16 protein-coding genes and 1 pseudogene are annotated in these 21,277 nt (G+C 69.1%); 6 read left to right on the top strand and 11 right to left on the bottom strand.

What is annotated here, in order from left to right:
- Window positions 1-83: 83 nt before the first annotated feature.
- Entirely contained in the window at window positions 84-2,288 is a 2,205-nt protein-coding gene (locus ACZ7M3_RS33680; protein ID WP_472068263.1) for a hypothetical protein, read from the bottom strand.
- A gap of 282 nt (window positions 2,289-2,570) precedes the next feature.
- On the opposite strand from ACZ7M3_RS33680, the gene ACZ7M3_RS33675 reads away from it, so the two are divergent.
- Both ACZ7M3_RS33675 and ACZ7M3_RS33670 read left to right on the top strand, forming a co-directional pair.
- Complete coding sequence (locus ACZ7M3_RS33675) at window positions 2,571-3,281, top strand: DUF6333 family protein (protein ID WP_472068261.1); 711 nt, start codon at window positions 2,571-2,573, stop codon at window positions 3,279-3,281.
- An 823-nt stretch (window positions 3,282-4,104) separates the two neighbouring features.
- The gene (locus ACZ7M3_RS33670; RefSeq protein ID WP_472068259.1) at window positions 4,105-4,812 is read left to right on the top strand and encodes a TetR/AcrR family transcriptional regulator; all 708 of its coding nucleotides are present in this window, start codon (window positions 4,105-4,107) and stop codon (window positions 4,810-4,812) included.
- Window positions 4,813-4,911: 99 nt separating this feature from the next.
- Here ACZ7M3_RS33670 and ACZ7M3_RS33665 read toward each other — a convergent pair whose 3' ends face one another.
- The 4 genes and pseudogenes from ACZ7M3_RS33665 to ACZ7M3_RS33650 all read right to left on the bottom strand — a co-directional run.
- Window positions 4,912-5,832, bottom strand: coding sequence for an MsnO8 family LLM class oxidoreductase (locus ACZ7M3_RS33665; protein WP_472068257.1), 921 nt, complete (start codon window positions 5,830-5,832; stop codon window positions 4,912-4,914).
- Window positions 5,829-6,329, bottom strand: coding sequence for a hypothetical protein (locus ACZ7M3_RS33660; RefSeq protein WP_472068255.1), 501 nt, complete (start codon window positions 6,327-6,329; stop codon window positions 5,829-5,831). Before ACZ7M3_RS33660 ends, ACZ7M3_RS33665 begins: the two co-directional genes overlap by 4 nt.
- Before the next feature lie 320 nt (window positions 6,330-6,649).
- Entirely contained in the window at window positions 6,650-6,958 is a 309-nt protein-coding gene (locus ACZ7M3_RS33655) for a hypothetical protein (RefSeq protein WP_472068710.1), read from the bottom strand.
- A gap of 11 nt (window positions 6,959-6,969) precedes the next feature.
- Window positions 6,970-7,458: pseudogene (locus ACZ7M3_RS33650) on the bottom strand (aldehyde dehydrogenase family protein); the annotation flags it as partial.
- A gap of 358 nt (window positions 7,459-7,816) precedes the next feature.
- On the opposite strand from ACZ7M3_RS33650, the gene ACZ7M3_RS33645 reads away from it, so the two are divergent.
- Window positions 7,817-9,085, top strand: a complete 1,269-nt coding sequence (locus tag ACZ7M3_RS33645; RefSeq protein WP_472068253.1) for an NADH:flavin oxidoreductase/NADH oxidase family protein — start codon at window positions 7,817-7,819, stop codon at window positions 9,083-9,085.
- A 232-nt stretch (window positions 9,086-9,317) separates the two neighbouring features.
- Here ACZ7M3_RS33645 and ACZ7M3_RS33640 read toward each other — a convergent pair whose 3' ends face one another.
- The 6 genes from ACZ7M3_RS33640 to ACZ7M3_RS33615 form a co-directional block, all read right to left on the bottom strand.
- Window positions 9,318-12,098, bottom strand: a complete 2,781-nt coding sequence (locus ACZ7M3_RS33640; RefSeq protein WP_472068251.1) for a helix-turn-helix transcriptional regulator — start codon at window positions 12,096-12,098, stop codon at window positions 9,318-9,320.
- A gap of 157 nt (window positions 12,099-12,255) precedes the next feature.
- Window positions 12,256-12,951 carry an alpha/beta fold hydrolase gene (locus ACZ7M3_RS33635; RefSeq protein ID WP_472068249.1) on the bottom strand — a complete coding sequence of 232 codons (696 nt, stop codon included), beginning with the start codon at window positions 12,949-12,951 and terminating at the stop codon, window positions 12,256-12,258.
- Between the two features lie 83 nt (window positions 12,952-13,034).
- The gene (locus ACZ7M3_RS33630) at window positions 13,035-15,773 is read right to left on the bottom strand and encodes an AAA family ATPase (protein WP_472068247.1); all 2,739 of its coding nucleotides are present in this window, start codon (window positions 15,771-15,773) and stop codon (window positions 13,035-13,037) included.
- A 408-nt stretch (window positions 15,774-16,181) separates the two neighbouring features.
- Window positions 16,182-16,292, bottom strand: coding sequence for a phosphotriesterase family protein (locus ACZ7M3_RS33625; RefSeq protein WP_472068684.1), 111 nt, complete (start codon window positions 16,290-16,292; stop codon window positions 16,182-16,184).
- Window positions 16,293-16,422: 130 nt separating this feature from the next.
- Complete coding sequence (locus ACZ7M3_RS33620) at window positions 16,423-17,118, bottom strand: alpha/beta fold hydrolase (protein ID WP_067385577.1); 696 nt, start codon at window positions 17,116-17,118, stop codon at window positions 16,423-16,425.
- 297 nt (window positions 17,119-17,415) lie between these two features.
- The gene (locus ACZ7M3_RS33615) at window positions 17,416-18,000 is read right to left on the bottom strand and encodes a helix-turn-helix domain-containing protein (RefSeq protein WP_472068245.1); all 585 of its coding nucleotides are present in this window, start codon (window positions 17,998-18,000) and stop codon (window positions 17,416-17,418) included.
- Window positions 18,001-18,118: 118 nt separating this feature from the next.
- Here ACZ7M3_RS33615 and ACZ7M3_RS33610 point away from each other — a divergent pair, with 118 nt between their 5' ends.
- From ACZ7M3_RS33610 to ACZ7M3_RS33600, 3 genes are read left to right on the top strand one after another with little or no spacing between them, the layout of a single operon-like run.
- On the top strand, window positions 18,119-18,955 hold the full coding sequence (locus ACZ7M3_RS33610; RefSeq protein WP_472068243.1) for an EamA family transporter: 837 nt from the start codon (window positions 18,119-18,121) through the stop codon (window positions 18,953-18,955).
- Window positions 18,956-19,002: 47 nt separating this feature from the next.
- On the top strand, window positions 19,003-19,650 hold the full coding sequence (locus tag ACZ7M3_RS33605; RefSeq protein WP_472068241.1) for an FMN-binding negative transcriptional regulator: 648 nt from the start codon (window positions 19,003-19,005) through the stop codon (window positions 19,648-19,650).
- Window positions 19,651-19,709: 59 nt separating this feature from the next.
- Complete coding sequence (locus ACZ7M3_RS33600) at window positions 19,710-20,417, top strand: B3/B4 domain-containing protein (protein ID WP_472068239.1); 708 nt, start codon at window positions 19,710-19,712, stop codon at window positions 20,415-20,417.
- Window positions 20,418-21,277 lie beyond the last annotated feature (860 nt).

The raw sequence follows: 21,277 nt of genomic DNA, 5'->3' as shown, positions 1-21,277 counted from the left end.
TCGCCCAGGGCTGCGGAAAATGATGGGGCCGGTACGCGGGTTGCGTGTACCGGCCCCATCATGTGTGTTCATCCGCCGGGGGGCTATTCCTGGGCGGTCTTGCGACGGCGCATCCACCACACGAGCGCCCCGCCGGCCACGGCAAGGGCGGCGGCGATACCCGAGATCAGGCCGATCGGGGAGTCGTTGCCGGTGTGCGCGAGGTCGCCGCCGGGCTCGCTGGGTGCGGGCGTGGCGGGTGAAATGGTGTGCGTGCTTCCGCCACCTCCACCGCTGTGGGTCGGGGCGGGGGTCGGCTTGCCCGTGTGCGTCGGTGTCGAGGTTGGCGTGGGTGTAGGTGTGGAGGTACCGGTGTCGTCGGCGGCTGTGTTTGCGCCGAGGAGGACCTGTCCCGTCATGTCGGTGTTGTCGGTGAGGGTCTTCACGCTGGTCTGCGCCTGTCGGGGCAGGTAGCGGTGCTGGGCGGTGAAGCGCGCCTTGCTGACGTTGTGCTTGGGCTGCTTGGACATGTCGACGCCGCCCACGAGGTAGACCTGGACGGTGCCGTTCGCAGGAATCTTGTACTCGAACTCGCCGTGGGTGTAGATGTACCGGTACTTGTTGAACAGGGCCTCGCGGGTCCAGTTCTGGTTGGGCGCACGCAGTGGCCAGCGGGAGACATCACCACTGTTGATGATCTTGTGGTAATCGGTGGGCGCCTTGGCGTCCTGCTGGCGGATGTACTCGGCCGCGACACGGGCGGTGTAGACGCGCCGCAGGTCGGCGTACTGGGGTGCGGTGTTGATGGTCTTCTCCACCGCGGGCACGATCATCTGGTCGATGACGCGCTGTGCCGCCTTGGTCTCGGCCTCGTTCGGGGTGCAGATCGGCGTGCCGGGGCCGGGGGTGACCGTGGTCTGCGCGGTCGACTTCAGACGCAGCGGGGTGTCGAGGATGTAGATGCCGCCGTCCTGCTCGCGGACCTGCGCGGTCTTCGGCTCGATCCAGTTGCGCAGGCCAGGCATGCACGGGTAGCCGTTCTGCTTGGGCAGGGCCGCCCAATAGCGTTTGCCGAGGTCGGTATCGGGGTCCATGGCCTTGTAGAAGTCGTGCTTCATCTGGAGGTCGGCTTCCAGGAGCACGCGCCCGGCGTCCGTCTTGCCGAACTTGGCGTCCATGATGCGGTCCGGCTCATCCGGGTTGAGGTTGACCCAGAACTTGTCGGGACTCAGGGCGAGCCAGGTGAAGAACGCGTCCGAGATGAGCTGGGCCTTGGCTTTGCCGCCCCAACCGGACTTCTCGGTGGGGTCTTCGTTCGCGTCGAACGCGAAATCGACGCCCTTGCCCTTGACCGGCTTGCCGATGTACTTCAGGTCCAGGGTGGAGAAGTCGACGCCGCCGGGGCCACGGGGCAGACCACCCGGGTTGGCGACGTTCCTGCGGTTCAGGTATTCCGCCATGTCCTTCGGGGTGGGGCGCGACTCGCGGATCAGGTCGGTGGCGCCACCGCGGGTGGTGCCGGACTGGCCCGGGGGCTCCAGCAGACCACTCGTGGCGCGCTGTCCGCCCTTGGGGGCGAGCTCCACACGGTCGGAGCGATAGTTGTACTCGGTGACCCGGTCCCCGGCGATCTGGCGCATGTCTCCCAGGAACTTCTTCGCGTCGGCCTTCTGGGGCTCGGCGAAGACGAACTTGGCCCGGCTGTCCTTCCAGTTGGGGTCCTTGGCCCATGCCAGGTCCTTGGGGATTTCTCTGCGGTCCGGACTGCCGTTGGACTTGATCTCCAGGATCTGCTTCGTGCGCGTGTTGTAGGCGTCGAGCTTGCGCCGATAGGTCTTGCCGGTGTCGGGGTCCTTGAACTCGACCTCCTTCTGGCAGATCCAGTCCGGTCCGACCAGCCCGTGATCCTTGATCACCTTCCGTTCGAAGGCCTTGCCTCGAGGGTCGTTCCCGGAGTTCGTGATGAACTTCGCGTCCCGGTAGTCCTCGAACTTGGGGTACTTGTCCTTCTGTTGGAGCCACCTCCACCAGACCCGGTCAGGCTGTGTCGCCGGGGCCTTGTTCAGCTTGGCCAGTGCGGCTTCCTTGGCGGCGGACGGCGGCCCGAGGCCGTCCCACTCCTTGGCGGGGTTGACGTAGTCGTATTCGTCCCACTGGGACTTCGCTCGGGAGGCGTCGAACTCCGGCAGGTCAACGGTCGGGCTGGTGCTGCTGGGCAGGTCGTACAACTCGTCACAGCGCTTGCCCGGGTCCAGCGGCTTCGGCGCAGCGGTCGCTAAGGTGATTCCGGGAAGCCCGGTGAAGGCCATGACCGAAGCGCACGCGAGTGCGACGGCCGACCGACGCAGCGCACGCAACCGCCGGTTGCGTATGGGTTTTGGCACGTGATGTCCCCGTGGGGGCCCAATAGGGCATGGGGTGTTCGTGGCGCCAGGGGCCCCCGTGGTCGATGTGGCGCCGACGAACGGACCTCACGCTAGACACACGCGTGTACCGGCCGTAGTCGATACACGATTCGACAACCGGGTCAACTCCCCTTCTCCACGGGACCGTTACATCCGGATCGCGGGCTGCGGCATACGCTCGGCTGCATGAGTCCCGTATCCCCCGGAACGCAGGTGAATCCCCGTCACAGCGGGCACGCGCATCTGGTCGTCGTCCATCCCCCCTTCGCGACCCCGCTCCAGCCCAACGAGCGGCCGCCTGCCGCCGCCCACGACCCGGGGGCGGCCAGGGCCGCGGTGCTGTCCCTGTCGACCGTCTCGGCGATCCGCCGTGAGTACGCTCCGTCCCGGCTGGAACATCCGGGAAGCCCTATCAACCGGGAAGAGCTGGACGGCGTACGCGCGGCCGTGTGGGGCTCCACGGTGAAGATCAGCGACCCGGCGCTTGTCGAAGACGGGGTATTGGCAAGTGCTTTGGCGGACGAGTTCCAGGCGCAGCGGACGAAGCATCCGGATGCCCGGATCGTCGCCGTCTGCGAACGCGACTTCGGCGCCTCGTACACGAAGATCCTTGTTGCTGTGCCCGGCACCCCGGATCTGATGGTCGAGGGCTTCGACGAGCTGGAGATCACCGGAGACCCGCGTGCCACTCTGGCCGCTGTGGGGATCGACCTCGACCCGTTGGGTGAGGGATACGACATCAGTGATGAAGGGTTCTTCGACTACGAAGGCGTCCTCCATATGCTCACCGGCGGCGCCCTGTCCGTCTACGCGGATGAGGAGCGCTTCGAGTCGGCGTTCGACGTCGACCGGAGCGAGGAGGGCGAGGACGGCATCTGCGAGGTCTGGTTCCCGTAGCCGACGCCCCTGGTGCCACCGCCGGGGGTCTTACGACTGAGGGCACCGCTGGCGCGGTTTCACGTCCGGGCCATGTCGCCGAAGCGAGACTAGTGGTCCTGGACGGCTACTGAGATGGTCGCGGTGGGGCCTGGCGGTTGCTCGGCCACGGTCGGGTCGGCTTCGCCTCTGACCCCGGCGCGAGCTGATCACCAGGTCTCGGGCTGGGTCCACCCGGAGGAGGTGGCCGCCTCCGTTGCCGCGGGCGAGAAGCTGGTCAACGGGGTCGGCCACCTGGCGGCTTGCCGACCAATGAAGCGGCCTTGGCGGGCATCGGCGCAGCGTTGTCGGCAAGACTGTCTTGTGCTTGCGAGTTAGGCAGCAGCAGCGCCGAAGAATTCCTCGCCGTGCGGACTTCTGGAAACTGCCGCCCCCTCCGCTTCTCAGACGTGGGGTCGGCGTTTGTGTTCCACCGTGATGAAGGCCAGCTGGGTCGGTCCGTCGTTCTGCAGATCGTGCAGGATGTACTCGCCATCGGGAAAAGTGAAGTGGCGGGTGTCGCCCGACCGGTAGGTGACCCGTCGTCGGTCTCCGACAGCAGGAGGGAGCCGACCTGGTGGTTGTGGGCGTTGTCGACGAACTCCTGTCGAAGCTGCGGGCTCCATCCGTCGAAGTCCTCCGCGATGAGTTCACCTGCCAGCGGTGATGTGCGCGGCTGAGTCGTCTCGGTCATGTGTCCACCTGCTCGGCTTTGATGGTGATGTCCCCCTGCTGTCGCAACTGTACGGCGTACACGGTCGACGTACAGGTACAGGTGAGCATGTACAGAGTATGGTTGTCAACCATGAAGAAGAGTGGAAGCGACGGGCGGACGCGCGAGAGGCTCAGCCGTGAGGCCATCGCCGGCGGCGCCGTGGCGCTGGCGGACGCCGAAGGCCTGGAGGCGGTCACCATCCGCCGTCTCGCCCAGGATCACGGCGTGTCACCGATGGCGCTGTACTGGCACTTCAAGGACAAGGATCAACTCCTGGACGGCATTGCCGACCGGCTGTTCAATGACGTCGACCTGCCGCCGGTGAGAACGGAGCCTTGGCCTCAGCAGCTGCGTGCGGTGCTGCAAGCGTTTCTGGCCGCCCTGCGACCCCACCCGGCGGTGGCCGGGCTCGTGACCTCTCGCATACTCACCTCGGAGACCGGCCTGAACATTGCCGAGCGCACCCTCTCCCACCTGAGGCAGGCCGGTTTCTCGCCGGAGCAGGCTGCCGAGATCGGCAGCTACCTCCTCGGCTCGGTCGTCACCCTCGTCACATGCGAGCCCGGCCAGCGGCACGGTGAAGATGACGAGGCCCACGAGGACGCCATCCGCGTCAAGGCGGCCTCGCTCGGCGCACTGTCCCCGCGCCGCTACCCCAACATCATCGCTTCATCAGGCGCCCTGGCGGCCTGTGCGAGCCCGGACGCCTACTACAGCCTGGGCCTGGACATGCTGATCACCGGCGTCAGCGGAATCGCCACCGAACCCACGAAAGCCGAGGCCGAAACGGCCTCCTGAACGGCGAAGTGAACAGCGCGCCACGCACCATGCTGCCCGACCGTGCCGCCGATGCCCGACGGAGCTGCGTCGGCGTGCCGGCATGGTGGCAGCGGACACCTAAGCTTTCGCGGCGAGTTGGAAAGCCTCCGCCAGCAACTCGTACGAGCGCAGGCGGTCGACCGGGTCGTGGGTGAGCGTATTGACGATGATCTCGTCGACCTGGTGGGCACGGGCGAGTCCGATGAGTGCGGCCTTCACCTGATGGGGGGTCCCGGCCACCAACTGCCGACTGCTGCGGCCGACTCGCGCGTCCTCCTCGGCGGTCCAGCTGTGGCTGCGCACCGTGGCAGGCGAGGGGAACGGTTCGTTGTGGCCGAGGTCTTTGCGACTGCGCCAGAGCAGGAAGCCCGCGGTCAGCCCTTGGGCCTTGGCTTCGGAGTCCGCCACCACCACCCGTACCGCGAGTGCGCTTTGGGTGGGTGCCTGCAGCGTACTGCTGCCGTGGAATGCGTCCAGTGCGGCAGTGCTCAGCTGTGGGCTCAGGAAGTGAGCGAAGGCGTAGCGGGTTCCGAGGGCGCCGGCGAGCCGGGCGGATCCGCTGCCGGCACCAAGAAGCCATACGGTCGGCGGGATGTAGCCCGGGTAGGGCTTGCCGAGGAGATCGATGACTTCGGCGAACCTGCGCGGAAAGTCCCGCGCGATGCCACCCGCACGGCCGATACCCAGGTCGACGCGCCCCGGCTGGAGTGCGCCCAGGACGCGGAAGACTTCGGCGACCTTACGTGGCTCATAGCGGGGCAGGAGCACGCCTCCGGAGCCGATGCGCAGTCGGCGGGTGTTCTCGAGCAGGCTGGCGACCATGATCTCGGGGGCGGTTCCGGCGAAGCCCGCGGCCCCGTGGTGTTCGGCGACCCAGAAGCGGTGGTACCCGAGGCCCTCGGCGCTCCGGGCAAGCTGGAGGGTGGCGATGAGCGCCTCGGCCGGCGCTCCGCCGGCCGGGATCGGGGACTGGTCGAGTATCGACAGGCGCAGGGTCATGAGGCCTGCCTGTATGTGGTGGCCGGGATGATCCGGTAGTCGCGCTGGAAGACGAGGTTGTGGAGATCGGCCGAGGCGATGGCACGCAGCGTGGGGAGTTCCGCGGCGGCCTGCCTGGGCGTGAATGCGTTCAGGGGCCAGTCGCCCACGGTGCCGCCGCGCAGGTGCGGGTGGTGGAATCCGACGCCGTAGAAAGCGTGGAGGGTGATCGGGTTGATGCCTACGGCCCGCTGCTCGGGCCAAGTCAGCACCCATAGCGCAGCCACGCCGTCTTGGGATTTCCTGGCGCCGGTGGCGATGACCTCCCCAGTGCCGAGGAGCAGGTGTGTGTTGGTCTCGTCGAGTACCTGGCGGGCGTAGGGGTCGAGCAACTCAACCGTGGCGGCGAAGAGTTCTTCCTTGGCCTGTCGGGAGACCGCGTCGCCGTGGGTGCCGTCGCGGAGGTCGGCGAAGTGCTTCAGCAGTGCGGCGGTGTGTGCAGGGTCGGCGTCGTACATGAGGAGGCTCTCCTGGTCGGGGTGGTGTTGCCTTGCGCGTGAGGCAGAGGTGAGTGACAAGCCCCGGGTGCTCGGCCGTTGTCAGGGCCATCTGCCCGCTGTCGCGCACTCCCCCCACTGGGCATTGACCCGATCCGGGTCTGCCTGGCCATCGCGCAGCACGAACAGCGCACTTGGACCGCCAAGGAACTTGGTGCCGGTCATCCGCCGCGTCGACGGCCCGGCACGAGCGGGGGTCCCCTCTCGTGCCGGGCCGGAAGGCGCCTCGGTGCCCCGCTCGGGATCACAGCGGTCGGCCGTGATGTGTCAGGGTGCTTCGGTCACGCGATCGGATGTCCGGGGGTGACGGTGATGCCCTTGGGACCCCGGATCCGGCGGTACGCACCGTGGACGAGTTCGTCGAGCAGCGGCGGGCCCTGCGGCGCCCAGCCCAGTTCGGTGCGCGCCCTGGTCGAGTCCACCCGGCTGTTGCTGCCCAGGCCGGCGGCGGGCAGGGGACCGAGGGCCTGGGCGAACTCCTCCTCGGTGACGGAGATGGCACCCCCGAAGCCGAACAGTTTCGCGATGGCCTCCGCGATGCGACGGAAGTCGCACTCACGTCCATGCTGAGGGCCAGGGGGTAGTTCCACGGCGTGATGATGCCCACGACGCCCTTGGGCTGGGGTGTCTCGACCGCCTGGGTGAGCAGGGGGAAGGCACCCTGCCTGCGGTGGGGCCGCAGGACCTTCGGGGCCTGCCGGGCGGCGTACAGGGTCGACGACGCCGCCTCCATCAGCTCCTCCATGGCGTGGTGGCGAGCCTTGCCGTTCTCCCACTGGAGCAGATCGAGGATCTCCTCCCGGCGGGACAGCATCACGTCGTGGAGCCGCAGGAAGGGCTCGGCTCTGCGACGCGCCGGCAGGGCCGCCCACCTGCTCTGGGCCTCCCGCGCAGCGGCGAAGGCATCGGCGACGTCCGCAGCGGTGGACTGGGGAAGAACGGCGAGCGCGTCGCCGGTGAACGGGGCAGTCGTGGCCACCGGTTCGCCGGTGGCGGCGGCCCCTGCCGTCAGCCTCCGGACCAGCGGGGCGTCCGGCCGTCCCGCACCGACAGCAGGAGTGCTCCTTCGACTCTCCGAGGAGTGTCTCATCGGTCACCTCCAAACAGGATTCCATCCATGCCATGGCGTTCTCACTGACTGAGCCCACCATGCGATGTACATGGACGATGCACAGGAAACATGTACTAAGTACAGGTGTCAAGCGAGGAGGGGCACTCGACACGGAGGCCCAACGGCCGAACAGAGACTCCAGGCATGCCCGCGCGCCGGCGTGGACCCGCACGATCCGCAGCCCCGCAGCTCCGCATCCAGGGCGCGGAGGCCTACCGGCAAGGGGCGCCGTCGGCCGGACATGGGTCACCCCCCTCCGCCTTGACACTCGTACGCCGTACATGTTCACCTGTACAACATGCATGTACAACGTACAGTCCAGGAAGGTGGCACTCAGATGAATGAGAACCGAGCAGGAGGCGGGCGCAATACGCTGGCCAACCCGCTTGTCCTGCGCAGCGGCATCACGCTGCCGAACCGGCTTGCCAAGGCCGCGACCAGCGAACATCTCGCGGACCGTCATGGGGCACCCACCAACCAGCTCATCACCGCCTACCGGACGCTCGCGCTCTCCGGAACCGGGTTGCTGATCAGCGGCAACGTCATGGTCGACGGCACTGCGCTGGAGGCGCCGCGCAACGTGGTCATCGAGGACGGCCGACACCATGAGCAACTGCGCCGTTGGGCCGCAGTGACCAAGGGCACCGACGCCAAGTTCATCCTGCAGCTGTCACACCCCGGGCGGCAGACCATGCGCGGCAACGCGCTCCCCAGGCGTCGGCACGACGTCGTCAGCTCCTCCGCGGTGCCCCTCGCCGTGGGTGGCAACGCGCTGTTCCGGGCGCCGCGCGCGCTGTCCGACGCGGAGATCACCGCGATCATCGGCCGCTTCGCCCTTACCGCCAAGGTCGCCGCCGATGCCGGGTTCCACGGCGTAGAGATCCACGCCGCGCACGGCTACCTCTTCAACCAGTTCCTGTCGCCGCTGGTCAACCAGCGCACCGACCGCTGGGGCGGCTCGCTGGAGAACCGAATGCGACTGCTCATCGAGACGGTGCGCGAGGTCCGGGCAGCGACCTCCGACCAGTTCCTCATCGCGGTCAAGCTCAATTCCGCCGACTTTCAGCGCGGCGGCTTCGACGCCGAGGACTCGCTGGCCGTCGCCCGGGCCCTGGAGCAGGAGGGCATCGACCTGTTGGAGATCTCCGGCGGAACGTTCGAGAGCGCGGCCATGGTCGCGGGTGCGTCGCAGCGGGAGTCGACCCGCAAGCGGGAAGCCTTCTTCCTCGAGTTCGCGGAGCGATTCGCCCAGGAGGTGTCGGTGCCCCTCATGCTGACGGGCGGATTCCGCAGTCGGCAGGGCATGAACGACGCGTTGGACAGCGGTGCGGTCGACGTCGTCGGACTGGCGCGCCCCATCACCTACGAGCCGGACCTGCCACAGCGCCTCCTGGACGGAACCGCCGAAAAGAGCCTGGTGACGCCGAAGACACTCGGCCACAAGAACATCGACGACCTCCTCAACAGTGCCTGGCACCAACAGCAGATCGCCCGCATGGGCCGCGGCAAGGCCGTTCGCCCCGATCGCGGCCCCGCGACCGCCCTCGCGATCGCTCTCCTCACCACCGCCCGGGACCTCTTGCTGCCCCGGCTGGCGCCCAGCTGAGCGCAGGATCCTCCCGGTCTCGCACGCTGCGGTGAGCCGCCCCCACCGCTGACCTCGCACCCAAAGGAGGACTTCATGGACCTACGACTGACGGACAAGGTCGATATCGCCACCGGTGCCGCCTCAGGCATCGGACAGCACGCCGGTCCCGGCGCCCGGGGCACCTCCGTCCAAGCCGACCTCTTGCTCCACGCAGTTCTGCCACTCGGGGCCGCCCCGCGTAGGTCGGCGATCACGGCTGCGGAGGCACAGTGTCCTTCGGTCCGGCGTCCGCCGGATTCCCGGCCTCTTGCAGGGCATCGCGGAGCGCTGCGCGAGAGGTGATGCCCAGTTTGGGGAAGACCTGGTAGAGGTGGCTTCCCACGGTCCGCGGCGAGAGGTGCAGCCGTTGAGCGATTTGCTTGTTCGTCATACCCGAGGCGGCGAGCCTTGCGATCTCGTCCTGCTGAGGTGACAGACGGGTGTCCGGCGAGGCGCCGGCTTGGACGGCCGCGAGACCTGATGCCCGCAGTTCGCTCCGCGCGCGGTCGGCCCAGGGCGATGCCCCCAACTGCGTGAAGGTCGTGAGGGCGGCGTTGAGTTGATCACGCGCTGCCTGCGTGGCCTTGGCGCGCCGAAGGCGTTCGCCGTAGAAGAGCCGGATGCGGGCAAGGTCGAACGGCCAGGTGTCGGCGCCCGGTTGGGCCAGCGCGCGTTCGAACTGTGCCACGAACCGGTCGTCGTCGGCGGTCATGGCTGCCACGCCGTGCGTCACCAGCGCCAGCCTGTCCGATATCGCGGGTACCTGGGCGCGGCGCAGCGCTGCGACGTGCGCCTCGGCTTCGGTGTGCCGACCGGAGAGAATGGCCGATTCCACAAGGTCCGGAATCAGCCACAGGGTAGGTCCCTGGAAATGCGGAAGGACACCGGCGGGGTTGACCGAGGTCGCCTGCAGGAATGCCGCTTCGTATTCTCCGCGGCCGAGAGCCGCTCTCGTTCTGATCTGCGCGGCCAGGGTGAGGAGGAGCTGGATACGCCTGGGTGCCGCGAAGCGCGTGATCTCGTGGGCGAGGTCCTCCGCCCGGGCGGTGTCTCCGCGTGTCGCTGCGAGCAGGGCTTGATGGTGGAGGAACGTCTGGGCGAGGAGGTGGTAGCCGTGTCGGCGGCTGACCCGCAGGCCTTCCTCGCTGAGGTGGTCGAGCTGGTCCCACTCCCCGGATTCGTAGCAGTGGCGGCTCAGCAGGTTCATCGCGTGGATCGTCAACGTGACATGTTCGCCTTCGCGCCCCTCCTCCAGCAGCCTCTGCAGTGCCGGACGGCAGGTCTTCAAGCGGCCGACGTACTGGCCGGCCATGCCGATCCGGATCACCTCGACGGGGTCCGCCGCCGCGAGTCCGCCGACCGCGTCGTCGAGTCGGCGCAGGTCAGGGAGCGAGGTGTGGACCGGATCGCCGAGACAGCTCATCAGCAGCGCCAACGATTCCGGGGCGCGGGGAGTCAGGCGCGCGACGGCCCGTTCGAGGGGTTCCCGGAGTTCCGCGCGGGCGCCGAAGAAGCTGATCCACGCCAGCGTGTACAGGCCCTCTTGAAGGACGTCGTGCGGTGTGTCCGCCTGGCTCAGTCCGGTGTCGACGGCCTTGATCAGCAGACGGTACGCGGAGTCGACGTCCCCGATGCCGCTGAGCAGGAGGTGGTGTGCGGCCGCGAGCGTCGTCGTCAGCGAGGTCGCGTCGGCGTCGTGGGTCGGCCGGCACGCTTCCAGGAGCCGCGGCACGTCGAGCAGGTTTCCGGTCGCGTCCGTGCCGAGGTAGGCGGCTGCGGCGGCCCGTCGGCTCCGGTCGCGCCTGTCCGGGCTGAGAGCGGCCGCTCGGGTGAAGGCAGCGACCGCGCCGGCGACATCGCCGCGTCCGCGCGCCCGGCGGGCCAGTTGCTCCAGAAGCTCGGCGACCTGCTCGTCCGGCTCCACCGCCGCGTGCGCGAGGTGCCAGGTGCGGCGCTCCTCGTCTCCGTCGGGCCGCCGCGCCAGCACCTCGTGAGCTCTGCGCTGCTCACCGGCGGTGGACAGCTCCACCACGGCCGAGCGGATCAGCGGATGGCGGAAATCCAGGCGCGTCTTCGCACGATCCAGATCCATCAGTCCGGCTTCTTGTGCGTCCCGCAAGGCCTCCGTCACCACATGGTCAGGCAGCAGCGACCGGAGGGTCGACAGGTCACCGGTGCCGTCCAGTACCGCCAACAGCAGCAGATGCTGGCTGGACGGTGGGAGTTCGGCCACTCGGGAGGTGAAAACCGCCTGTAGGCGTCGGCTGAGCGGCAGCACGTGAGGCAGCGGAGCGGATCCCGACCGTTGGGCCGCGTCGAGTGCGGCCGGCAACTCCTGGAGAGTCAGCGGGTTACCGAGCGCCTCGGCAAGGAGGCGCCGACGCACCTCCGGAGGCAGGGCGGGAAACCGATCAGTCAGCAGCGCGGCCGCCGACTGATCGTCCAGCGGGGCGAGTTCGTGGACGCGCGTGACGCCGGATCCGCGACGCGCGCTGTGATCGTCGCGGGTGACGGCCAGCATCCCGATCCGGGTCGCGGCGAGGTCGAGTGAGCGCAGCACCGTGGCGCTCCCCCGATCCAGCCACGGAAGATCGTCGATCGCCAGCAGAAGGGGGCGGGCTCGCGAGGCGTGTCGGAGCAGCGCCATGGTGGCGCCCGTGACGGCGTGCTGCGCGGGGGCCTGTCCGGATGCGAAGCCGAGGGCCACCGTGAGTACGTTCCGGTGCCGGCCGGAAAGGTGGGCCAGCCCGTCGAGCAGCGGATGCAGAATCTGGTGGAGCCCGGCGAAGCGCAGGTCGCCCTCGAACTCCGCGCCGGCTGCCCGCAGTACGCGTACGCCTCCGTCGACAGCTCGCGCCGCTGCGGCATGCAGGAGCGCGCTCTTGCCGACACCTGCGTCTCCGGTGACGAGTAGGGACCCGCCGCCTTTGTCGGCGGCGCCGTCGACGAAGGCGGCGATGACGGCGAGATCGTGGTCGCGGCCATAGAGCATCTGGCGTGGGTCGGCTGGTGAGATGACGCCGGTCCTCATGACGTGCCTCGCAAGTGTCTCTCGGCCGAACATACGCCGTCGGACCGACGGGTGATACGGCTGAACGGCGGGAGGCCCCGGCCGAATGTGGCACGGCCGGGACGGTTGCACGGTCGGTTCACCGGCCGGTGGCGGCTCGCCTGATCAGGTCGGCGACGGCGTCGGGCCGGGATTCGTAGATGGCGTGGCTGCCCGGCACCTCGACGACGGACGCTCCGGTGCGCTCAGCCATCGCCCGCTGGGCCGGGGGCGGGATCATGCGGTCGTCGGCGGCGACCAGATACCAGCTCGGCTTGTGCCGCCAGGCCGGCTCGGTCACTCTGCCGCCGAGCGCGTCCACGCCCCACGGAACCTGCGAGTCCGCGAGGAAGGCCGCACGGTCGGCGGGGAGGTCGCCGGCGAACGACGCCGAGAACTTTTCGCGGTCGAGGAACAAGAACCCGTCCTTGGGCGGCATGATCGGCGGGACCGGGACGCCGGGCGGCGGGTCGGCGATCAGAGACCCGACGGACTCGCCCTTGTCCGGCGCGAACGCCGCGACGTAGACGAGAGCCGCGACCTTGTCGTGGGTGCCGGCCTCGCTGATGACGGCGCCGCCGTGCGAGTGGCCGACCAGCGCGGTGGGACCGTCCTGCAGCCGGAGCACCTGCCGGGTCACGGTGGCGTCGCCATCCAGCGACAGGGTCGGATTCTGCACGATGCTCACGTGGTGGCCGTCCGCTCTGAGCAGGTCGTACACCGCCCGCCAGCCGGAACCGTCGACGAAACCGCCCTGCACTAAGACCACGTTTCGGGTGGGGTCACCGGTTTTCATTCGCTTCCTCCTCGCGAGTGCTGCCGCCACGCTAGGCCCGTCAACAGCCCCGCCGATTCAGTCAAATGACGTGGTCGCCAGGATCACTCCGTGGTGGGCTCCTCGTTGCTCAGGGCGTCACGCAGTCCGGCCCTGGTGGTCACGCCGAGCTTGGGATAGATCTGATAGAGGTGCGTGCTGACTGTGCGCGGCGACAGAAAGAGACGCTCGGCGATCTGCTTGTTCGTCAGACCCGCTGCCGCCAGCATCGCTATCTCCCGTTGTTGCGGCGTCAGTGCCGCGATGCCACCCGCCTGAAGCTTCCCCCGTGATCCACCGGCGGCCCGCAGTTCCTTGCCTGCGAGGGCGGACCACGGTGTGGCATCGAGCCGCTGGAAGGTGTCGAAGGCGTCGCTGAGATGTCTGCGCGCCTCGGCCATGGCTCGGCCGTGGCGGAGGCGTTGCCCGTAGGACAGCTGGATCCGGGCCCGGTCGAAGGGCCACCGTTCCGCTCCGGCGACGGCGAGCGCCGCTTCGAAGTGGTCCGCGAACCGCCCGTCGGGCGACACCATGCCGGCGGCTCCCGCCGTGACGAGTGCCAGGCGGGGGGAGATCGCGGGGATGTCCAGGTCCCTCAGTGCGGCGACGTGCCGAGCGGCCTCGGTGCGCAGACCGGCGCGTACCGCCGCCTCGACGAGATCCAGAGCGGTCCACAGGGCGTAGGGGGCATATGGCTGCAACTTTCCCGGCGGAGTGATCGAGGACGCATGAGCGAAGGCCTCCTGATACTTACCGCGCCCGAGCGACAGGAGGGCCTCTACACCGTGCCCGTACGCGAGGAGAAGCCCGACTCCGCGCGGTGCCGCCCAGCGAGTCATCGCCTCGGCTGCGGCCCGTGCACGCTCGGTCCGGCCCCGCGCCGCCGCGATCACAGCGTCCTGATGGACGTACAGCCATCTCAGCAACGGATAGCCGTGCAGCTCGCAAAGGCGTATCCCTTCGTCGCACAGCTCCAGCGCCTCGTCCCATTGGCCGGCGAAGAAGTCGTCGTTGGCCAGGATGACCTCGGTCTGGATCTGCGAGGTAGCGGCGCCGCCCTCCCTGCCGTGGTCGACGACCGTCTGCACGGGGCCTCGACACGCGCGCTGTCGATCCACGTAGGCACCCGCGATGACCACACGCGCCACGTATGCCGGATCCGGCTCGTGGCTCAACCCACCGATCAGGCCGTCGAGTTCGGCGAGTACCGGCAGGGCCTGATGCGCGGGATCGCCGAAGGCCTTGGCGAGGACGGTCAGATATCGCGGTGGCGCGGGTCTGAATCGTTCCGTCAAGCCGTCCATCGGCTCCCACAGTTCCGCCCGGCCGCCGAACACGCAGATGGCGATGAGAAACCAGAGGGCCTCGATCAGGCCGTTGTCCTCGCCGTCCAGCACCTCGCGAGCCGCGATGGCCCCGAAGAGCATGCGGTGCGCCGCGTTGACGTCGCCCTCACCGTTCAGCAGGTACGCGGACGTCGCGACCGCCGCGGTCAGCGCGTCGGCGCCGCCTGGGTCGGCATGCTGCGCGTCGGCCAACAGCCGCGGCACACTGCCGATGTCTCCCGTCACCTCTGCTCCGATGTACGCGGCGCGTGCCAGCCGCCGACCGCGGTCCCGGCCGACGGGAGTGAGGTCGGCCGCGCGCAGCAGGGCGGAGAGCGCGCCGACCGCGTCGCCCCGACGGAGGATCCGGTCCGCCGTCTGCTCCAGGAGCACCGCGATGGACTCGTCCGGGACTTCGGCGGCCTCGGCCAGATGCCAGGCGCGGCGGTCGGGCTGGTCCGGCATCTGCGCGGCGATCGCCGCATGGAGGTCGCGCCGCTGCTGAACGGTGGACATCGCGATGACCGCGGACCGCATCAGCGGGTGACGGAACGCCAGTCGACGCCGCTCACCATTGACCCGTATCAACTGTGCGCGCTCCGCCGGGGCGAGGTCGTCGATGGCGTTCGCGCCGAAGGCCGCGACGAGGATGCCGAGGTCACCGGTGGCGTCGAGCGCGGCGAGCAACAGGGCGCGCCGGGTCGCCGCGGGAAGCGGATCGACCCTGGCGGCGAACAGATGCTCCAACCGCTGGCTCAACGGCAGCGCCGGGGTCGTCTGCCGTTCATGGCTGCGATCGGCCACTCGCGCGGGCAGTTCCAGCAGCGCCAGCGGATTCCCGGCCGCCTCGGCGAGCACTTGCTGGCGCACTCGGGGCGCAAGTGCCGGGAAGCGACCGTCGATCAGGCTGCCGGCGGCGGTCTCACCAAGCGGCATCACCTCGACGGCCGCCAGCCCACCGCCGTCGAAGAAACTCGACTCGCCCGTGCGGAAGGCGCCGAGAAACCCGATCCGGGCGCCGGCGAGCCGCCGCGCGACGAACGCCAGTACCGCCGCGCTCATGCGGTCCAGCCACGGCAGATCGTCCACGATCACGAGGAGCGGACCGTCGCCCCTGGCCAGCCCGAGGAGCGACAGCACCGCGTTCGACACGGCCAGCCGGTCGGGCGGCGGCCCCTCGTCGAGCCCGAGCGCTGTCGCCAGCGTGCGACGCTGCTGCCCGCTCAGCCCGTCGAGCCGCGACAGGAACGGCGTCAGCAGCCGGTACAGAGCGGCGTACGCCAGATCCGTTTCGACCTCGACGCCGACAGTACGAATGACGGGAACCCCGCTCGCGGCAGCCGCCAGTTCGGCGGCGTCGAGCAAGACCGTCTTACCGACGCCGGCTTCCCCGTAGAGCACCAGGGCATCTCCGTCACTCGCTGCCCGAAGCACGAACTCCTCAACGACCTTCAGCTCGTGCTCCCGCCCGACCAACATGCCATCCGTGGCCGGCAATTGGCCGTCGTGCGGTCTCTGTCTCGGGCCGGCAGCCCCATCGTCAGGTGTCACAGCCCGCACGCTACCTGCGGTCCAATCGCCACACCACGGCCAAGGGCAGCGGCACTCGGCTCGGTGCGAAGCCGGGCAGGGCGTGAGGCGCGCATCACCGTGCCGAGCGCGCCGCGCGGCCTCCGGACGGCCCACGTTGCCGCCCGCCAGGACGATCCGCACAGCCACAGCGTGATCGTGGCCGGGCACATCGTGATGGTGTCGGGCACATCGTGATCGTGTCCGGGGTGGTCATGGGAAGCCAACACCCGCCAGCGGGCGGTCTGTGGCCTCGGCCACGAGGTCGGACCGCACCGCCTGGACACGCTCCGGTCGACTGCGCCGTGTGGCGTGCCGCTAGGACTTGGCCGGGCTGAAGTAGCGGCGTGGGTTGTCGATGAGCATGGTGTCCAGTTGCGCCTGGGTGACCCCGGCTTGCAGCAGCGCTGGAAGGACGTGGTCGTGCAGGTGCGTCTAGTGCCAGTTCGGTGCGATCTGTTCGCGGACGCCTGGGGGGAACCACGGGAAGTGAAGTCCCGCCCGGTCGGAGGGACCGGGCGAGACGGACTGGGCGGCGACGCAAGAGGTGACGCCTCCGCTAACGGGCGGAGACCGCGTGGGCCGCCTGGTTGATGACGGCCGCCACCGCCGCGGGGTTGGACACATAGACGGCGTGGCTGCCTGGCGTCTCGGTGACGGTCGACCCCGCCCGCTCGGACATGACGCGCTGGGCGGGCGGCGGGATCATGTGGTCATCGGTGGCGACCAGGTACCACGAGGGCTTGGTCCGCCAGGCCGGTTCCGACACCGTCCCGCCGAGCGCGTCCACGCCCCACGGCACCTGCGAGTCGGCCATGAAGGCCGCCACGGCCGCGGGCACGTCGGCGGCGAACGAGGCCGCGAACTTGCCCCTGTCCAGGAACAGGAACCCGTCCTTGGGCGGCAGGATCGGCGGAACCGGCGCACCGGGCGGCGGGTCGGCGATGAGGGAGCTGACGGACTCGCCCTTGTCGGGCGCGAACGCCGCGATGTAGGCAAGCCCGGCGACGTTCGGGTGGTTGCCCGCCTCGGTGATGACGACGCCACCGTAGGAGTGGCCGACCAGCACGGCAGGGCCGTCGAGGTCGTCGAGGATCTGGTGCGTCGCGGCGACGTCGCCGGCCAGTGACAGAGTCGGATTCTGCACGACGGTGACCCGGTAGCCGTCGGCGGTCAGATGATCGTAGACACCTTGCCAGCCCGAGCCATCGACGAAACCACCGTGGACCAACACGATGTTCTTCACTTCGCTCACGGCATTGCCTCCTTCGCCCGGAATTCCGGTCCGGACTCGATCGGGATGATGACCCGAACGCTAGAAGGGCGACAACGGCCTCCGATTGAGCCAAATGACGTAGTTCGTAAGGCGGCTGCCACGGCTACGTCATCTGACCTACGCGCGAGCGCGGGGATTGACCATGCATCAACACGTGGCCGCGGAGTGGCAGTGTCCCCGGGCCTCACCCGTGGCCCGGCAAGAACGGGGCCGTCCGTAGCTGACGGCCGGAACGAAGGGGACGGCGCCACCGCGGCCTTCCCGGGTTTCGTCGGCTCAGGATGTGGAAACGGGACCGGGCGGCAGGTGGACCGTCATGATCAGGTGGCAGGGTTCGGTGCCGGCACCGCGGTAGGTGTGGGGGGCGTCGCCGTCGAAGGTGGCGGTCTGTCCGACTTCAACGGTGTGCTCGGCGCCGTCGACGATCAGGGTCATCCGGCCGGCGGTGACGCTGACGGTTTCCACGACTCCGGCCTGGTGGGGGTGGCTGGGGTACTCCTCGCCCGGCTCCAGTTTCCAGCGCCAGACCTCGACCGGCGCCGGGCCCGAGGTCGTCAACATGAGCCGGGCCTCACTGCCCTGCGCTCCGGTCCACAACGGCATCACGGCATCGGCGCCCACGACACGGACGCGACCTTCGGACGACCCCTCCAGCAGAGCGGACACCGAGACGCCGAGGGTGTCGGCCAGCCGGACCAGGGTGGCGAAGTTCGGGTTGCCCTGCGCTTTCTCCAACCCGACGAGAGCCCCCTTGCTGACCTTGGCCCGACGGCCGAGCTCGTCCAGGGACAGGCCCGCGCGGGTGCGGGCCGTCCTGACGTTGTGCGCGAGCGTCCGCAGGGCTGCCTCTGCCTCGGCCATCCGATCACCATCCTCGCCAGTGGATCACTTTAGTGCACCGCCCGGTCGTTTGGTTGACACACGCCAGTCGGTTCGTTGTACCGTTTAGTCGTTCCATCGACATCGTAAGGGATGTACCGTGATCGCTCTGCTGCTGGCCCTGGGCAGCTCACTCGCCTACGGATGCGCCGATTTCCTCGGCGGCCTTGGGGCCCGTAAGGCTCATGTCCTGCGTACGGTGATGATCGCGGCCCCGGCCTCTCTCGCAGTGGAGCTGCTGCTGTGGCCGTTCCTCGGTGCCTCGTTCAGCGCCGGCGCCCTCGGCTGGGGCGCCGCGTCCGGCATCGCATCGGCCGCCGCATTCGCCCTGCTCTACCGCGCCCTGGCGATAGGCCCGATGAACGTACTCTCGCCCGTCACCGCCCTCGTGTCCGCCGTGCTGCCCGTCGGCGTGGGCCTGCTGCAGGGCGAGCACCTGGGCGCTGCCGGGCTGGTGGGCCTGCCGCTCGCGCTGGTCGCGGTGGTCCTGGTCAGCGCCGGACATGGCACCGGGTCGGCACGCCCGTCGCGCACCGCGCTGCTGTTGGCCTTCGGCGCGGGCGGTGCCATCGCCCTCCAGCTGATCTTCCTGCACCAGGCGCCCTCCGACAGCGGCGTGGCCCCACTGATCATCGGCCGGGCGGTCTCCTCTGCCGTCACCCTGGCCGCGGCCGGCCTCATGTACCGCAGGCTCGGCTCCGAGCGCCCCGCGTACGCGATGTCGACAGCCGCCGGCGTGCTGGACTCCATGGCGAACCTGCTGTTCCTTCTCGCCGCCCGCAGCGGGGACCTCACCGTCGTCGCCGTGATCACCGCTCTCTACCCGGCCGGTACCGTCCTGCTCGCCCGCAGCGTGCTCGCCGAACGCATCCGTCGCGGCCAGCTCGTCGGGCTGGGCACCGCCGCCGTCGCCGTCAGCCTCCTCGCTCTTGCCTGAACCCCGCTCCCCTCCCCCACCTCCGCCAACTACGCAAGGAGCACAGCATGTTCATCCAGCCCTGGGACACCGGCCTGGACGAAGCCGAATGGCAAGGTTGGATCGCCGAAGGGCACGACTTCGGAATCCTGAGCGTCAACGGCCTGCCCAGCCAGCCGCCCGTCGCCGTCCCCACCCACTTCACCAGCGGCGGCGACCACCTCCTGGTCCACTTCGCCCGTCCCAACCCGGCCTGGAAGGCGATCGACCACGACCCGAACGTCCTGCTCACCGTCTTCGGCGACTACGCGTTCATCCCCGGCCCATGGCGCGCCACAGCCGGCACCCCACCCACCGACGGCGTCCCCACCAGCTACTACACGGCCGTCCAGTTCACCTGCCGCGCCCACATCGTCGACGACCCCGAGGCCAAGGCCGAGCTGCTGCGCCGCCAACTCGCCCACTTCCAGCCCGACGGCGACCACGCCCCCGTCGCCGTCGACCAGCCGCCCTACGGCCGGATGCTGCCCGGCATCCGCGGCCTGCGCCTCGAAGTCGCGGACGTGGTGGCCAAGTTCAAGTACGACGACCACAAGCCCGTCGAGCACCGCACCGCCGTCGCCGACCACCTCACCGCACGCGGCCAGGGCCTCGACGTGCCCACCGCCCTCCAGCAGCGCCGCCGCCTGGACCGCATCGGCCCCTGGAAGCCCTGACCCGCGCCCTTCCGCACGCACACGCACACGCACACGCACGCAGGAACGGAACCCCGCCCATGACCGTCTTCCGCCTCAGCCCCGCCGTTGCCGACGCCTTCCCCGACGCCCTTGTCGCCCTGGTCACCGCGACCGGCCTGCGGAGCCATGAATCCTGGCCCCACACCACCGCCGCCGTGGAGGACCTGGATCAGCAACTTGCCGACGGCGCCTGGCAGCCCGCCAACGAGGACGACCCCCGTATCGAGGCGTGGCACACCGCCTACCGCGCTTTCGGCACCAACCCCCGCCGCATCCGCCCCAGCGTCGACGCGCTCGGTCGCCGCCTCGCGAAAAAGGGGACCCTGCCGCGTATCAATCCGGCCGTCGACTCCTACAACGCCGTCTCCGTCCGCCACGGCCTGCCCGCCGGCGCCTTCGACCTCGACCACGTCACCGGCGACGTCGACATCCGCCACGCAGACGGCACCGAGAGCTTCACCCCGCTCGGCGAACCCGACACCACCGAGAACCCCAAGCCGGGCGAGATCATCTACGCCGACACCACCGGCGTCCTGACCCGCCACTGGAACCACCGCGACGCCCACCGCACCCGCGTCACCAAGGACTCCACCCACGTCACCTTCGTCCTCGAAACCCTCCACGCCACCCGTGACGGCGACCTTCTCAAGGTCGCAGCGGAGGAGTTGCAGGGCCTGCTCATCCCGCACGCCGAACAGACCGCCGTGCACTACCTCAGTCCGGCACACGGCCAGGCCACCGTCTGAGGCCTCCAGGCGAGTCCTTGCCCAGCGCCGCGGGTCCCTTGCCGCGGGCCCCTCCCAAGGAAGGGTTGATGGGTTCTCATGGCACCAACGTGGTGGGGCGGCCTGGGTAGTTGGGTCGATCGGGTCGTCCACTCACCAGATAGTCGATTTTGCTGACGTTCCATGGTTCCTTCGACCCCAGCCCACACCAGCACTACCACCAGGCCAAACCCCCTTTCAGGGGCAAGTAGCGGGTCAGCATCAGGCCTCTCGAGCAGACGTCAACTATCGGTTCTTCTCAAGCTCCGCAATCAGTTGTTCGGCTTCCGCCGCGCTGATGCGGTAGTTGATCGCGAGCGTCGCTCCGTCCTGCGGAGGGCATTCAATAGCGGCTTTGCCCATGGCGCGACCGGCTCCAGAGACGAGCACAGCGTTACTGGTGAGGTTTCCCAGGGAACCACTCGCGAAACAAAACCGCTCGGCCGGTTTCACTATAGCCTCACCCGAGACCCACACAAGAGACCCCAGCACACCCCCACAACCACCCGACCCCGAGCCTCGCACACCACCCCCAACCCCCGGAAGACACCCGCAGAACGGAATCAAAACCCCCGCTTGTCCAGCGAAGATCCCCACAGCGGAACAGTGAATATGCACCCCGCACACCCCCGCCGAACTCCCCGCCCCGACCCCCGGCCCGCCCCCGCGAAATTCCCCGCCCGCCCTTGAAAAGAAAACCGGTAGGTTCGTATCTTATGACCCTGCACGGTCCATCCCGGCACCTCCCACAGCACCACGGAGACCCACATGACCCTGCTCACCGTCCACCAGGACAACCACCCCAACCCCGCCACCACAACAACGGCAACCGGAACGGGAAC

The sequence above is a fragment of the Streptomyces sp. NPDC111656 genome, assembly GCF_055656965.1.
The sequence above is the reverse complement of the archived record's forward strand: the minus strand, read 5'-3'. Positions and strand labels throughout refer to the sequence as shown.

Excerpts from the sequence above, each read along its gene's own strand:
- ACZ7M3_RS33680 (WP_472068263.1), bottom strand. The coding sequence starts at position 2,288 with ATGGCCTTCACCGGGCTTCCCGGAATCACCTTAGCGACCGCTGCGCCG.
- ACZ7M3_RS33675 (WP_472068261.1), top strand. The coding sequence starts at position 2,571 with ATGAGTCCCGTATCCCCCGGAACGCAGGTGAATCCCCGTCACAGCGGG.
- ACZ7M3_RS33670 (WP_472068259.1), top strand. The coding sequence starts at position 4,105 with ATGAAGAAGAGTGGAAGCGACGGGCGGACGCGCGAGAGGCTCAGCCGT.
- ACZ7M3_RS33665 (WP_472068257.1), bottom strand. The coding sequence starts at position 5,832 with ATGACCCTGCGCCTGTCGATACTCGACCAGTCCCCGATCCCGGCCGGC.
- ACZ7M3_RS33660 (WP_472068255.1), bottom strand. The coding sequence starts at position 6,329 with ATGTACGACGCCGACCCTGCACACACCGCCGCACTGCTGAAGCACTTC.
- ACZ7M3_RS33645 (WP_472068253.1), top strand. The coding sequence starts at position 7,817 with ATGAATGAGAACCGAGCAGGAGGCGGGCGCAATACGCTGGCCAACCCG.
- ACZ7M3_RS33640 (WP_472068251.1), bottom strand. The coding sequence starts at position 12,098 with ATGCTCTATGGCCGCGACCACGATCTCGCCGTCATCGCCGCCTTCGTC.
- ACZ7M3_RS33635 (WP_472068249.1), bottom strand. The coding sequence starts at position 12,951 with ATGAAAACCGGTGACCCCACCCGAAACGTGGTCTTAGTGCAGGGCGGT.
- ACZ7M3_RS33630 (WP_472068247.1), bottom strand. The coding sequence starts at position 15,773 with ATGTTGGTCGGGCGGGAGCACGAGCTGAAGGTCGTTGAGGAGTTCGTG.
- ACZ7M3_RS33615 (WP_472068245.1), bottom strand. The coding sequence starts at position 18,000 with ATGGCCGAGGCAGAGGCAGCCCTGCGGACGCTCGCGCACAACGTCAGG.
- ACZ7M3_RS33605 (WP_472068241.1), top strand. The coding sequence starts at position 19,003 with ATGTTCATCCAGCCCTGGGACACCGGCCTGGACGAAGCCGAATGGCAA.
- ACZ7M3_RS33600 (WP_472068239.1), top strand. The coding sequence starts at position 19,710 with ATGACCGTCTTCCGCCTCAGCCCCGCCGTTGCCGACGCCTTCCCCGAC.